This window comes from Streptomyces sp. NPDC058457, from assembly GCF_042720695.1.
GTDB lineage: Bacteria > Actinomycetota > Actinomycetes > Streptomycetales > Streptomycetaceae > Streptomyces.
In genome coordinates this window covers 58,050-70,766 of record NZ_JBHXLU010000029.1, presented here as the reverse complement: position 1 = coordinate 70,766, position 12,717 = coordinate 58,050, and the positions used below count along the sequence as shown (strand labels likewise).

Here is a 12,717-nt window from a genome sequence, read left to right as displayed (position 1 = left end):
GGGAGCGAACGCGGAAGTGGCAGTGCAGCAGTCAGCGGGTCCGGACCCGTACTTCCCGGACAACGGCGATCCCCGGTACCGGGTGCATCGCTATGAGCTCACGCTGGACTACCGGCCAGGCCCCAACCGCCTGGCCGGCATGGCCCGGATCAACGCGATCGCGGGCCGGGCCGCGCTGCCCGAGTTCCAGCTGAACCTGGCCGACTTCAAGATCGGCCGGATCCGGGTGGACGGCCGCCAGCCGCACTGGACGCACCGCGGCGGCAGGCTGCGGATCAAGCCCGCGAAGCCGTTGCGCGCCGGGGCCGCCTTCACCGTGGAGATCCACTGGTCGGGCAACCCGAAGCCGGTGAACAGCCCCTGGGGCGGGATCGGCTGGGAGGAGCTGACGGACGGCGCCCTGGTGGCCAGCCAGCCGACGGGTGCGCCCTCCTGGTTCCCGTGCAACGACAGGCCGGCCGACAAGGCGTCGTACCTGCTCTCGATCACCTGCCCGTCGGCGTACTCGGTGGTGGCCGGGGGGCGGCTGCTCACCCGTACCACGAAGGCGTCCACTACGACCTGGGTGTACGAGCAGGCGGCACCGACGTCGAGCTATTTGGTGAGCCTCGCGATCGGCAAGTTCCAGACCGTGCTGCTCGGCGACCCGGGCTTCGGCGGGGTGCCGATGCACGGGCACATACCGGCGCATCTGCTCCCCGAGTTCTCCAGGGACTTCGCGCGGCAGCCCGCGATGATGGACCTGTTCCAACGGCTGTTCGGGCCCTACCCGTTCGACGAGTACGCCGTGGTCGTCGCCGACGAGGAGTTCGATGTCCCCGTCGAGGCGCAGGGGTTGTCGCTGTTCGGCGTCAACCACGTGGACGGGGCGCGGGGTTCGGAACGCCTGGTGGCGCACGAACTCGCCCACCAGTGGTTCGGCAACAGCGTGTCCATCGCCGACTGGCGGCACATCTGGCTGAACGAGGGGCTCGCCAAGTACGCGGAGTGGCTGTGGTCGGAGCGGTCCGGGGGCCGTAGCGCCCAGCAACTGGCCGCCCTCGCACACCGGTTGCTCTCCGGGCTGCCCAAGGACATCCGGATCGCGGCCCCGGGCAGGAAGGCGATGTTCGACGACCGCCTCTACGAGCGCGGCGGTGTCACGATCCACGCGATCCGCTGCGCGCTCGGCGACGAGCGGTTCTTCCACATGCTGCGCGCGTGGGCGGGGCTGCACCGGGGCGGGTCCGTGACCACCGCGACGTTCACGGCCCACGTCAACCGGTTCGCGGACGAGCCGCTGGACGGGCTGTTCGACGCGTGGGTGCACCGGACGGCGCTGCCCGAACTGCCCACCCTGGCCCTCCCGGCACGCCCGGCCCAGCCGCCCACCAACGCCGAGTCGGCGTAGGGTGCGGGTCCGTGACACCGAAGCGCTCCTCCCGGCAGCAGCCTGCCGCCGCCTGCCCGTGCGGTCTCGCGGAGACGTACGAGCGGTGCTGTGGCCGGTTCCACCGGGGCGAGGCGGCCGCGCCCACGGCCGAGACGCTGATGCGCTCGCGCTACAGCGCCTTCGTGAAGCGTGACGAGCCGTACCTGTTGCGCACCTGGCATCCCCGGACCCGCCCGGCCCGGGTCGACCTCGACCCCGGGATGCGCTGGACCGGCCTGGAGATCCTGGCGACGGCCGACGGCTCGGCCTTCCACACCACCGGCACGGTGACCTTCCGGGCGTCCTTCAGGGGCGGCTCGCTGCACGAGCGCAGCCGGTTCGAGCGGGTCGAGGGCGCCTGGGTGTATTTGGACGGGGAGTTCCTGGACTAGGGCGCCAGGACGTCCAGTTCCTGGAGGGCGCCCGTGGTGATCTCGCGGGTCAGTCGTTCCGCGCGGGGCGCGTCGCCCTCCCGCACCGCCTCCGCGACCTGGACATGGAGGGTGACGGCGGCCGGGTCGGGGTCCTCGAACATCACCTCGTGGTGGGTACGGCCCGTGAGGACCTCGGCCACGACGTCGCCGAGCCGGGCGAACATCTCGTTGCCCGACGCCACCAGGATCACCCGGTGGAAGGCCACGTCGTGGAACAGGTACTCCTCCAGCTCGTGGCCGCGCGAATGGGCCACCATGCCGAGCGCGCACTCGGTGAGCTCGGCGCACTGGGCGGCCGTGGCGTGCCGCGCCGCCAGGCCGGCCGCCACCGGCTCGATCGCCGAGCGCAGCACGGTGAGCGAGCGCAGCTGGTGCGGGCGGTCGGCGCCGGCCAGGCGCCAGCGGATGACCTGAGGGTCGTAGACGTTCCACTCGGCCTTGGGGCGGACGGTGACGCCCACCCGGCGGCGGGACTCGACCAGGTGCATGGATTCGAGGACCCGGACCGCCTCGCGCATCACGGAGCGTGACACCTCGAAGTGCTGGGCCAGCTCGTCCGTGCGCAGAACGCTGCCCGGCGGGTACTCACCCGCGGTGATGGCGGGGCCGAGGGCGTCCAGTACTCGGCCGTGCAGGCCCCGGCCCGGTGTGCTCATGCACTCAGCGTACCGAGTGGATCACCCAGCCAAAAAGTCAGACTTATATGTCACACACTCTTGAATTCGTCGTACCTAATGGGTTTCAGTGAGGCCGACACCTTCCGAGGAAGACACAGCGAGGCACTGATGCACACCCCTCACGTCGTCGTGGTGATGGGCGTCGCCGGCACGGGCAAGACCACGATCGGTCCCCTGCTCGCCGCCCGGCTCGGCGTCCCGTACGCCGAGGGCGACGACTTCCACCCGCCTGCCAACATCGCCAAGATGTCGGCCGGACACCCGCTCGACGACGCCGACCGGTGGCCGTGGCTGGACGCCATCGGCTCCTGGGCGCACGGGCGGGAGGGGCTGGGCGGGGTGGTCAGCAGCTCCGCGCTGAAGCGGTCCTACCGCGACCGGCTGCGGGCCGCGGCCCCCGGCATCGTGTTCCTGCACCTCACCGGCGACCGGCGGCTCATCGAGGACCGGATGTCGCACCGGCAGGGCCACTTCATGCCGACCGCGCTGCTGGACTCCCAGTTCGCCACGCTCCAGCCGCTGGCGGCGGACGAGCCGGGCGTCGCCGTGGACGTCTCGGGCACCCCCGAGGAGATCACCGCACGGGCCGTACGGGCGCTGGACACACTGCCCGGCCTCACCCCGCGGTAAGCCACCCCCCTCTCCCTTACCTGTCCCCATCACTGCAAGGAACCCCCGTGACCAGACTCAGCGTCGAGATGCTGGCAGCGGACACCGTCGCGCCCATCACCTCGGCCGGACATGCCCGGCTGGGCATCGCCGTCCTGTTGGGCTTCGCCGTCATCGTCCTGCTCATCACCAAGTTCAAGCTCCACGCCTTCCTGGCGCTGACCATCGGCTCGCTCGCGCTCGGCGCGTTCGCCGGGGCGCCGCTCGACAAGGTCATCACCAGCTTCACCACCGGGCTCGGCGCCACCGTCGCCGGTGTGGGTGTCCTGATCGCGCTCGGGGCGATCCTGGGCAAGCTGCTGGCCGACTCCGGCGGCGCCGACCAGATCGTCGACACGATCCTCGCCAAGGCCGGCGGGCGTGCCATGCCGTGGGCGATGGTGCTGATCGCCTCCGTGGTCGGGCTGCCGCTGTTCTTCGAGGTCGGCATCGTGCTGCTGATCCCGGTGGTGCTGATGGTCGCCAAGCGCGGCAACTACTCCCTGATGCGCATCGGCATCCCGGCCCTCGCCGGTCTGTCGGTGATGCACGGTCTGGTGCCCCCGCACCCGGGCCCGCTGGTCGCGATCGACGCGGTCCACGCGAACCTGGGCGTGACCCTGGCCCTCGGCGTCCTGGTCGCGATCCCGACCGTGATCATCGCCGGTCCGCTGTTCTCGAAGGTCGCGGCCCGCTGGGTGGACGTCCGGGCCCCCGACCGGATGCTCCCGCAGCGCCCGTCCGAGGAACTGGAGAACCGCCCCGGCTTCGGCGCCACCCTCGCCACCATCCTGCTGCCGGTCGTCCTGATGCTGGCCAAGGCGCTGGTCGACATAGTCGTCGACGACCCGGCTCACACCGTCCAGCGGGTCTTCGACGTCATCGGCTCCCCACTGATCGCCCTGCTCGCAGCCGTGATCGTCGGCATGTTCACGCTGGGCCGCCCGGCCGGGTTCTCGCGGGAGCGGATCTCGCAGACCGTCGAGAAGGGCCTCATGCCCATCGCGGGCATCCTCCTCATCGTCGGCGCGGGCGGCGGCTTCAAGCAGACGCTGATCGACTGCGGTGTCGGCCAGATGATCCTGGACGTCTCCAAGGACTGGTCGATCCCGGCCCTGCTGCTGGCCTGGCTGATCGCGGTCGCGATCCGTCTCGCGACCGGCTCCGCGACGGTCGCCACGGTCTCCGCGGCGGGCCTGGTGGCTCCTCTCGCGGCCGACATGTCGACAGCCCACACGGCCCTCCTGGTCCTGGCCATCGGCGCCGGCTCGCTGTTCTTCAGCCATGTCAACGACGCGGGATTCTGGCTCGTGAAGGAGTACTTCGGCCTGAGCGTCGGCCAGACCCTCAAGACCTGGTCCGTCATGGAGACGATCATCTCGGTGGTCGCGGGCGGCCTGGTCCTGCTGCTGTCCTTGGTGATCTAGGGACGGTACGGGACCGGAGTCCGGCGGTACGTCGCCCAGCACCGCCGGACTCCGCCGTCTCGGCTGATCACCGTTGCGGCGGAATGAGGGGAACGGCGGCTCTCACCGCTGCCCGACGCGCCGCCAGAGTGCTTCCGACGGCCATTGTGGGGCTGAGTCGGCGGCCCGCACTGTTCTCTCCGCCGCAACGGCGGTCAGCCACGACGCTGGTGTCCGGCGGGTGCCGGACGCGCCGTCGGAGTGCGTTCGGCGGGCCCGCAAGGACGCTACGGTCGCCACAGTGGGTGTTCGCGCTTGGCCCACTCTCTGCTCACCGTGCCCGTGCGCAGGCCGCGCCTTGCCTCCGGGTCGCCGAGGGCCATGCCGACGTGGCCCGCCAGGACGATGCCGATCGTGAGGGCCAGCCAGTCGTGGACGAAGGTGGCCGAGGTGCGCCACATCAGCGGGGTGAGGTGGGTGAACCACATGAGGAGGCCGGTGCCGAGCATGACGAGGGTCGCGCCGGCGATCCAGTTCGCGTAGATCTTCTGGCCGGCGTTGAACTTGCCCGCCGGGCGGGAGGAGCGGCGTTTGTCGCGGCTCAGGGCGGCGTGCAGCCAGATCTTGTCGTGCGGACCGAAACGGTTCAGGAAGCCGAGGTCCCTGCGGAAGGCGCGGGAGGCCAGACCGAGGAGGACCGGGACGGGGAGGGCGAGGCCCGCGCACTCGTGGATGCGGACGACCAGTTCACGGCGGCCGACGAGGACCGCCAGCTGCGGGATGTAGAGGCAGGCGGCCGTCGCCACGCAGAGACCCATCAGCAGCGCCGTGGTGCGGTGGACCCAGCGCGCGGCAGGGGTGAAGCGGTGCAGCCGGTCCGTGGCGGCCGGGGCCTCAGCTCGTAGGCTCATCGTCACGTCCGTTCGAGCGGCCGACCCAGGCGTCGACGTCGTAGCCCAGCTTCTCCCAGTAACCCGGTTCGACCTTGTCGCTGACTGTGATGCCGGAGAGCCACTTGGCCGATTTGTAGAAGTACATGGGGGCGACATAGAGGCGGACCGGGCCGCCGTGGTCGTGGGTGATGGCCTTGTTCTGCATGCGCAGCGCGACCAGGATGTCCGGGCGGCGCGCCTGGTCGAGGGTGAGGCTCTCGGTGTACGCGCCGTCGAAGCAGGTGAAGTGGATCGCCTTGGCGGTGTCCCGGACGCCCGCCAGGTCCAGGAGATGGGAGAGCCGGACGCCTTCGAAGGGCGTGTCGGGGACCCGCCAGCCGGTCACGCACTGGACGTCCTTGACCAGCTTGGTCTGCGGCAGGGCCCGCAGGTCGGCCAGGGTGTAGGTGCGCGGCTTGTCGACCAGCCCGTCGATCTTCAGCTGGTAGTCGGCGGCGGTCTTGTCCGGCACCGACCCGGTCACCGAGTAGTAGCGGAAGCCGCCGCCGTTCGGGAGCAGTCCGGTCAGGCCCGTGGGGTCCTTGCCGGAGAAGGTGCCGAGGACCGACTCGGTGACGCGTTGCAGCACCGGCGCGGTCACCAGGCCGAGCGCGCCCAGGCCGATGGTGCCGAGGAACACCCGGCGGCCGACCGGGCTGCCCCCCTCGGTGCGCCGTGGCTCCTCGGATTGTTCAGAGTTCACGTACTCATTCGAACACCATCGGAGCGGGCTCGGCCACGAAATCCGGCGGCCGTAAGGAATCCACAACCTCTTCTCATCAACCTCCCCTCAACCTCCCAGCGCCCGCTCCCGGGCCGCCCGGAACGCCTCGCACGGGTCGCGGTCCGGGTACGACCAGGGGGCCGGGGTGGCATGGCGGCCGATCCGCTGGAACAGGGCGGCGGCCTCGGCGTACCGGCCGGCGCCGGAGGTGGCGTGGGCCAGGTGGTTGAGGTCGATGTGGCGGCGGGGGTGCTCCTCGATCCCCCACTCCAGCCACCAGTCGAAGGCGGCGCCCAGGGCACGCAGCGCGGACGGCTCGGTCCAGTGCCCGGCGGCGGCCGGGTCGGCGGGGGCCCGGCCGGTGGCGGCCAGCACCCGGTGGCGTTCGGCGTAGGCGACGACCGGCAGGACGGCGAGCGGGGAGTCGGCCGGGGCCTCGGCCGCGGCGCGTTCCGCGAAGGCGCACAGTTCGTACGTCCCCCCGGTCTCGGTCTCCGCGATCCGGGCCGCCATCAGGTGGTGGGCGTGGTGGTGCTCGGGATGGCGGCGGCGCACCTCGGCGAAGGTCCGGCGCGTCTCCTCGTCGGTACCCAGGTAGCGGGCCAGCAGGAGCAGGCCGAGCCACGGGGTGGGGTCGGCGGGGGCGAGCGCGGCGGCGCCGGCGCAGGCCTCGCGGGCCCGCTCCGGGTCCTCCTTGCCGCGCAGGGCGCGCCGGACCAGGGTCAGGGCGTACAGGGTGGCGGCGCCGGCGGAGCCGGGCTCGGCGAGCAGCCACTCGCGGGCCCAGGCGATGGCGTAGGGCTCGCGGGCGAGGACGGTGGCCCGGTGGCCGCGACGGTCCCAGTCATCACCCGTATGGAGCAGCAGGGAGCGGGCGGACTGCCAGCGGCCCTGGGCCAACGCGGCCCGGGCGGAGATGAGTTCGGCGTCGTCGAGGGCGTCGTCGGGACAGTGTTCGCACCTGGTGTGCGCTGCCGCGCGGGGACCCCGGGCGACGGCCGGGCCTGGGTCCGAGACGGCCGGGTTCGGGCCTAAGAGGGGCGGGGTTGGGGGCACCGCGGAACTTCCTGGTTGTCGGGCTGCCATCGGCCGATCACGCACAGCAAACCCCCAGCCAAGACTTTGCGTCAAGCCGAACGGGGCTGGTACTCCGTTCAACTACCTTGCGCAAAGCGGAACTTGACGCGCGCCGGGGCCCGGTTGGCGTACCGTGGCCGTGGGGCTTCGGGTTCCGGCTGTGGCGTACGCCATGGCGCCGGCCGCCCGGGCGTCGGACCATGGCCGTAGGGTCCCGCCGCCGCCCCGATCCCGCTCAGCGTGATCGACCCGGGCAGCGTGACCGAGTCAACCGCCCGGTTCCGGGAACCCCCGGAGCAATCCCCACCCGGGAGCGCTACAGTCGGCCACTACGCACTCCGTAACCCGGCCGCAGATCGAGGTACGCAGCGTGTCCGTTCTGGTTCTGGTTCTCGCCGTGAGCGCGGCCTGTTGCCTGGGCTTCGGGTTCGTGCTCCAGCAGAACGTCGCCCAGAAGGCACCGCTCAGCGACTTCCTCTCGCCCCGGCTGCTGCTCGACCTGATGAGGGTGCCGCGCTGGCTCGGCGGCATCGGCCTCATGGTGGCCGGCATGATCCTCGGCGCGATCGCCCTCGGCAAGGGCGAGATCTCCCTCGTCGAGCCGCTGCTCGCGACGAACCTGCTGTTCGCCCTCGCGCTCTCCCGGCACCAGACCAGGCATCCCCTCAGCCACCAGGGCTGGGCGGGCCTCATCCTGCTCGCGGGCGGCGTCACCGCGTTCATCCTGGCGGGCCAGCCACGCGGCGGTGACGCCATCGCCAACCCGCTGCGGCACTGGCTGATCATCGGCGTGATGGTCGGCATAGCCCTGCTGCTCACCACCTACGCCAAACGCTCCCGCCTCAGCGCGGGACCGACCCTCCTCGCCCTGGCCGTCGGCCTGCTCTACGGCGTCCAGGACGCGCTGACCCGGGTCACCGGCACCCGCTTCTCCGAGGGCGGCATCATGGAGGTGCTGACCGGCTGGCAGCCGTACGGCGTGCTGGTCCTCGGGGTCACCGGGCTGATCCTCGTCCAGAGCGCGTTCGAGACGGCGGAGCTGCGCAACTCGCTGCCCGCGCTCACCGCGGCCCAGCCGCTCGCCGGGATCCTCTGCGGGGTCGGCTTCCTCGGGGACCGGCTGCGCACCGACACCGGGGCGCTGGCCTGGGAGGCGGCGGGGCTCGCGGCGATCGTGGCGGGCATCGTGCTGCTGGGGCTGCATCCCGCGATGCCGCGCGGTGCGGCGCCGAAGGAGCCTTCGCTGGACCTCCAGCCGCGCTGACGCCGACGGCCGTCCGCCTGCTTGGATGGCGGTATGAGCGCTGCTGACGAGATCCTCGACATCGTCGACGAGCACGACCAGGTGACCGGCACGTCCCCACGCGGCGAGGCGTACGCCCGAGGCCTGCGCCACCGCTGCGTCTTCGTCCAGGCCCGCGACGCGACCGGCCGCGTCTTCGTCCACCGCCGCACGGCGACCAAGCTGGTCTTCCCCTCCCTGTACGACATGTTCGTCGGGGGCGTGGTGGGGGCGGGCGAGTCCTACGACGACGCGGCACTGCGGGAGGCCGAGGAGGAACTGGGCGTGAGCGGTCTCCCCCGGCCGGCGTTCCTCTTCAAGTTCCTGTACGACGACGGCGCCGGGCAGAGCTGGTGGTCGGCGGTGTACGAGGTGCGCTGCGAGCTGCCGGTGCGGCCGCAGGTGGAGGAGGTCGCGTGGCACGCCTTCCTGAGCGAGGAGGAACTGGTGTCCCGGCTCGGGGAGTGGGAGTGGGTGCCGGACGGGGTGGCGGCGTGGGAGCGGCTGCGGGTGCATCGGGGCTGAGGTGGGGGTGGGGACGCTCACCGGCGCTTGCCGGGTGCCTCCCCCAGCCTTCGGCCGGGGGGACCCCCAGCGCCCACCCGTGCCGCCCTGCGGCACGCCTGCCCGCAGCTATGTAGGACACGGCACGGCAGCGCCCCTTCAGGGGCGCGGGGCTGAATTTGATTTGCGGCTCCGCCGCGTGGGCGCGACCAGCGCCTGCGGCTATGCGGGGCACGGCTGGGAAGCGCCCCGTCAGGGGCGCGGGGAACTCCGCGACCGGCCCCCACCCGCCCGCAGCCGAACGACAACGGCCTCCCAGCCCCCGGTAGGCTCCCTACACGTGATCGAACTCGTACGGAATGTCCGCCTGTGGTTCTCCCCCGAGGTCGTGCGGCAGGAAGGCAAGACCCCCGACTACCGTTTCTCCCTCGCCAACGAGCGGACCTTCCTGGCCTGGCTGCGCACCGCCCTCGCCCTCATCGGCGGCGGCTTCGCCGTGGACCAGTTCCTGCCCGACCTCCGCTGGGGCTGGCGCGTCGGCCTCGCACTCGCGCTCCTCGCCGCCGGCGTGCTCTGCTCGCTGCGCGCCGTGAACCACTGGATGCGCTGCGAGCGGGCGATGCGGCGCGGCGAGGATCTGCCGGTCTCCCGGTTCCCGGCACTGCTGAGCGTGGTCGTCGCCGTGGTCGCCGTCGCGATGGTCGTCGTCGTGCTCGTCGGGTGGGAGGGATGACGGAGCCGCCCCGCGACCCGGGGCTCCAGCCGGAACGGACCCGGCTGGCCTGGCGCCGTACGACCCTCTCGGCGACCGTCGTCGGCGTACTCGCGGCGAAGACCGCACTGCACGGCAGCACCTCGGCCGCCGGCGTGTTCGCCTGCGCCGCCTGCTGCGCCCTGTGGCTGGGCTTCCTCCTGATCGCCAACCGCCGTATCCGCGCCCTCGCGGCCACCGACCGCCCCACGGCGCTGGCCCCCCGGCAGGCGACCGGGGCGGTGCTGTGCACGGTCGCCCTCGCCCTGTGCGCCGCCGCCCTGGTCGTATAGGCCCCAGCCCCCTCGCTCAGCCCTCCTCCGGCCAGTCCACGCTGACCACCAGCTTGCCCCGGATACCCCCCTCCTGGCTGCGGCGCTGCGCGTCGGCCGCCCGCTTCAGCGGGAACGTCTCGGCGACATGGACGGTGACCGCCCCCTGTTCCGCGAGCGCCGCGAGCCGGGCCAGGTCCCCGGCGTCGGGCCGTGCCCAGCAGTAGCGGCCGCCGAAGTCGACGACGTCGGGATCGGCGATCGAGGCCATCCGGCCCTCGGAGGCGAGCAGGTCCGCCGAGGCGGTCAGGGCCTCCCCGCCCACGGTGTCGAAGACGGCTGCCACGCCTTCCGGGGCCAGCCCCCGGACTCGTTCGGCCAGGCCCGCGCCGTAGGTCACCGGTTCGCCGCCGAGCCCCCGGACGAAGTCGTGGTTGCGCTCGCTCGCCGTGCCGATCACCCGGGCACCGAGGTGGGCCGCGATCTGGACGGCGAGGGAGCCGACCCCGCCGGCTGCGGCGTGCACGAGGACCGTCTCGCCGCGCTTGACCTCCAGGGCGTGCACCAGCACCTGGTAGGCGGTGAGACCTGCCAGCGGCAGCCCCGCGGCCTGTTCGAAGGCGAGGTTGCGCGGCTTGCGGGCGAGGGTGCGCACCGGGGCGGCGACGTACTCGGCGAAGGTGCCCCGGGAGAGGAAGTCCTCGCGGACGTAGCCGATCACCTCGTCGCCGACCGCGAACTCGGTGACGGCGGGGCCCGGCTGGACGACGACTCCGGACACGTCCCAGCCGGGGATCACCGGGAAGACGGCGTCCATGATGCCGTGCAGATGGCCCTCGCGGCACTTCCAGTCGACCGGGTTCACGGCCGCCGCCCGGACCTTCACCAGCACCGAGTCGGGGCCGACCTTGGGGTCCTTGACCTCGCCGTACTCCAGCACCTCGGGGCCGCCGTACCGGCTGTAGCTGATGCCTTTCATGCAAATGACCCTCTGGGGTACTCGGACGCCACGCAACCGGGATGCCCGCATATGCACCCTTTGCGTGGCAGCCTGTCCGTCGGCGTCACGCCACACTCCCGAACCCTGCACCCCCGAAGGCGAGCACCATGACCACCCTTCACCAGGAACACGTCTCGCACGGTCACAGCCACGGACCGGACTGCGGGCACGACCAGGTGCCGCACGGAGACCACGTCGACTACGCGCACAACGGGCACCTGCACCGCGAGCACGGCGGCCACTGGGACGAGTGCGAACCCGACGGCCATGTCACCCACGAGGCCCACGAGCACCGGCACGGCGACGACTGCGGGCACACCGGCGTCCTGCACGGCGACCACGTCGACTACCTGCACGACGGCCACCGGCACGCCGAGCACAACGGCCACTGGGACGACCACTGAGCCGATCCTCGCCGGCGACGGCTCCCCGCTCCGCGCGCACGGGGAGCCGTCACCCGCCGTACGGGTCGTAGGGTGGTCCCGGTCACGTTTGGCTCACGCGCTGGACGACATACCGACTGGTCGGCATCATAAGTCGGGTCCTGTTCATTCGTTCGTAGGAGCGATGCATGAGCCCCGACCACCCGCCCGGACTCGATCTCGACCGGCTGCGCGGCCTGCTCGACCGCGAGCGCCCCGGCCTGGTCACCGGTCCGCTGACCGGAAGGCTGATCGAGGGCGGACGGTCGAACCTCACCTACGCGATCTCCGACTCCACCTCGAAGTGGGTCGTGCGACGGCCGCCGCTGGGCCACGTCCTGGCCACCGCGCACGACATGAAGCGCGAGCACCGGGTGATCAGCGCGCTGTACCCGACCGAGGTGCCGGTGCCGCGCCCGGTGCTGCTGTGCGAGGACGACGAGGTCCTCGGCGCGCCGTTCTACGTGATGGAGTTCGTGGCGGGCACCCCGTACCGCACTTCCGAGCAGCTCGCCCCGCTGGGCCCCGAGCGCACCCGCAACGCCGTGCTGTCCCTGGTGGACACGCTGGTCGAGCTGCACGCCGTGGACCCCGCGGAGGTCGGCCTCGCCGACTTCGGCCGCCCGGAGGGCTTCCTGGACCGCCAGCTCCGCCGCTGGGGCAAGCAGCTGGACGCCTCCCGCAACCGTGAGCTGGCCGGCATCGACGAGCTGCACACGACCCTGGGCCGCCGGCTGCCGCAGTCCCCCGAGCCGACGGTGATCCACGGCGACTACCGCCTGGACAACGTCCTGATCGGCGACGACGACCGGATCAAGGCGATCCTCGACTGGGAGATGTCGACGCTCGGCGACCCGCTGACCGACCTGGGCCTGCTGGTGATGTACAGCCTGCCGCTGGGCGCGCCGGACTCACCGGTGTCGACGACCGCCGAGGCGCCCGGCCACCCGGACCCGCGGGAGCTGGTCGAGCGCTACGCCGCCCGCTCGGGGCGGGACGTCTCGCACATCTCCTGGTACACGGCGTTCGCCTGGTTCAAGCTCGCCGTGATCCTGGAGGGCATCCACTACCGGTACACGCTGGGCCAGACGCTCGGGCAGGGCTTCGACCGCATCGGCGAGCTCGTCCCCGTCTTCATCGACCACGGACTGACCACTCTTCAGGAAGGCTGACCGGC

Annotated in this window: 15 protein-coding genes; 10 read left to right on the top strand and 5 right to left on the bottom strand. The window is 72.0% G+C overall.

The window, feature by feature from the left end; genetic code table 11:
• Nucleotides 1-16 precede the first annotated feature (16 nt).
• Nucleotides 17-1,390, top strand: a complete 1,374-nt coding sequence (locus tag ACFWPS_RS23445) for a M1 family metallopeptidase (protein WP_383708088.1) — start codon at nt 17-19, stop codon at nt 1,388-1,390.
• 11 nt (nt 1,391-1,401) lie between these two features.
• The gene (locus tag ACFWPS_RS23440; RefSeq protein ID WP_383708086.1) at nt 1,402-1,803 is read left to right on the top strand and encodes a YchJ family protein; all 402 of its coding nucleotides are present in this window, start codon (nt 1,402-1,404) and stop codon (nt 1,801-1,803) included.
• Here the strand turns inward: ACFWPS_RS23440 and ACFWPS_RS23435 are convergent.
• Nucleotides 1,800-2,501, bottom strand: coding sequence for a FadR/GntR family transcriptional regulator (locus ACFWPS_RS23435; RefSeq protein ID WP_383708084.1), 702 nt, complete (start codon nt 2,499-2,501; stop codon nt 1,800-1,802). The genes ACFWPS_RS23440 and ACFWPS_RS23435 overlap by 4 nt on opposite strands.
• Before the next feature lie 129 nt (nt 2,502-2,630).
• On the opposite strand from ACFWPS_RS23435, the gene ACFWPS_RS23430 reads away from it, so the two are divergent.
• Together ACFWPS_RS23430 and ACFWPS_RS23425 are read left to right on the top strand one after the other, a co-directional pair.
• A complete protein-coding gene (locus ACFWPS_RS23430; protein WP_383708082.1) occupies nt 2,631-3,152 on the top strand; it encodes a gluconokinase in 522 nt (173 codons plus the stop codon).
• A 47-nt stretch (nt 3,153-3,199) separates the two neighbouring features.
• Complete coding sequence (locus ACFWPS_RS23425) at nt 3,200-4,597, top strand: gluconate:H+ symporter (RefSeq protein ID WP_383708080.1); 1,398 nt, start codon at nt 3,200-3,202, stop codon at nt 4,595-4,597.
• 266 nt (nt 4,598-4,863) lie between these two features.
• Here ACFWPS_RS23425 and ACFWPS_RS23420 read toward each other — a convergent pair whose 3' ends face one another.
• The 3 genes from ACFWPS_RS23420 to ACFWPS_RS23410 form a co-directional block, all read right to left on the bottom strand.
• Nucleotides 4,864-5,487, bottom strand: a complete 624-nt coding sequence (locus ACFWPS_RS23420; RefSeq protein ID WP_383708078.1) for a cytochrome b/b6 domain-containing protein — start codon at nt 5,485-5,487, stop codon at nt 4,864-4,866.
• Nucleotides 5,471-6,211 carry a molybdopterin-dependent oxidoreductase gene (locus tag ACFWPS_RS23415; RefSeq protein WP_383708076.1) on the bottom strand — a complete coding sequence of 247 codons (741 nt, stop codon included), beginning with the start codon at nt 6,209-6,211 and terminating at the stop codon, nt 5,471-5,473. The genes ACFWPS_RS23420 and ACFWPS_RS23415 overlap by 17 nt, the downstream gene beginning before the upstream one ends.
• An 87-nt stretch (nt 6,212-6,298) precedes the next feature.
• Nucleotides 6,299-7,288, bottom strand: a complete 990-nt coding sequence (locus tag ACFWPS_RS23410) for a hypothetical protein (protein WP_383708074.1) — start codon at nt 7,286-7,288, stop codon at nt 6,299-6,301.
• A gap of 391 nt (nt 7,289-7,679) precedes the next feature.
• Here ACFWPS_RS23410 and ACFWPS_RS23405 point away from each other — a divergent pair, with 391 nt between their 5' ends.
• From ACFWPS_RS23405 to ACFWPS_RS23390, 4 genes are all read left to right on the top strand, one after another.
• Nucleotides 7,680-8,573 carry a DMT family transporter gene (locus ACFWPS_RS23405; protein WP_383708072.1) on the top strand — a complete coding sequence of 298 codons (894 nt, stop codon included), beginning with the start codon at nt 7,680-7,682 and terminating at the stop codon, nt 8,571-8,573.
• 33 nt (nt 8,574-8,606) lie between these two features.
• Nucleotides 8,607-9,116 carry an NUDIX hydrolase gene (locus ACFWPS_RS23400; RefSeq protein ID WP_383708070.1) on the top strand — a complete coding sequence of 170 codons (510 nt, stop codon included), beginning with the start codon at nt 8,607-8,609 and terminating at the stop codon, nt 9,114-9,116.
• 319 nt (nt 9,117-9,435) lie between these two features.
• The gene (locus ACFWPS_RS23395) at nt 9,436-9,828 is read left to right on the top strand and encodes a YidH family protein (protein ID WP_383708068.1); all 393 of its coding nucleotides are present in this window, start codon (nt 9,436-9,438) and stop codon (nt 9,826-9,828) included.
• Nucleotides 9,825-10,139 (top strand): DUF202 domain-containing protein, encoded by a 315-nt coding sequence (locus ACFWPS_RS23390; RefSeq protein WP_383708066.1) that lies wholly within the window; start codon nt 9,825-9,827, stop codon nt 10,137-10,139. Before ACFWPS_RS23395 ends, ACFWPS_RS23390 begins: the two co-directional genes overlap by 4 nt.
• Nucleotides 10,140-10,155: 16 nt before the next feature.
• Here ACFWPS_RS23390 and ACFWPS_RS23385 read toward each other — a convergent pair whose 3' ends face one another.
• Complete coding sequence (locus tag ACFWPS_RS23385) at nt 10,156-11,097, bottom strand: NADP-dependent oxidoreductase (RefSeq protein WP_383708064.1); 942 nt, start codon at nt 11,095-11,097, stop codon at nt 10,156-10,158.
• 128 nt (nt 11,098-11,225) lie between these two features.
• Between ACFWPS_RS23385 and ACFWPS_RS23380 the strand changes: the two genes are divergently transcribed.
• Together ACFWPS_RS23380 and ACFWPS_RS23375 are read left to right on the top strand one after the other, a co-directional pair.
• Entirely contained in the window at nt 11,226-11,522 is a 297-nt protein-coding gene (locus ACFWPS_RS23380; RefSeq protein ID WP_383708062.1) for a hypothetical protein, read from the top strand.
• A gap of 167 nt (nt 11,523-11,689) precedes the next feature.
• Complete coding sequence (locus ACFWPS_RS23375) at nt 11,690-12,712, top strand: phosphotransferase family protein (protein ID WP_383708060.1); 1,023 nt, start codon at nt 11,690-11,692, stop codon at nt 12,710-12,712.
• The last annotated feature ends 5 nt before the right edge of the window (nt 12,713-12,717 follow it).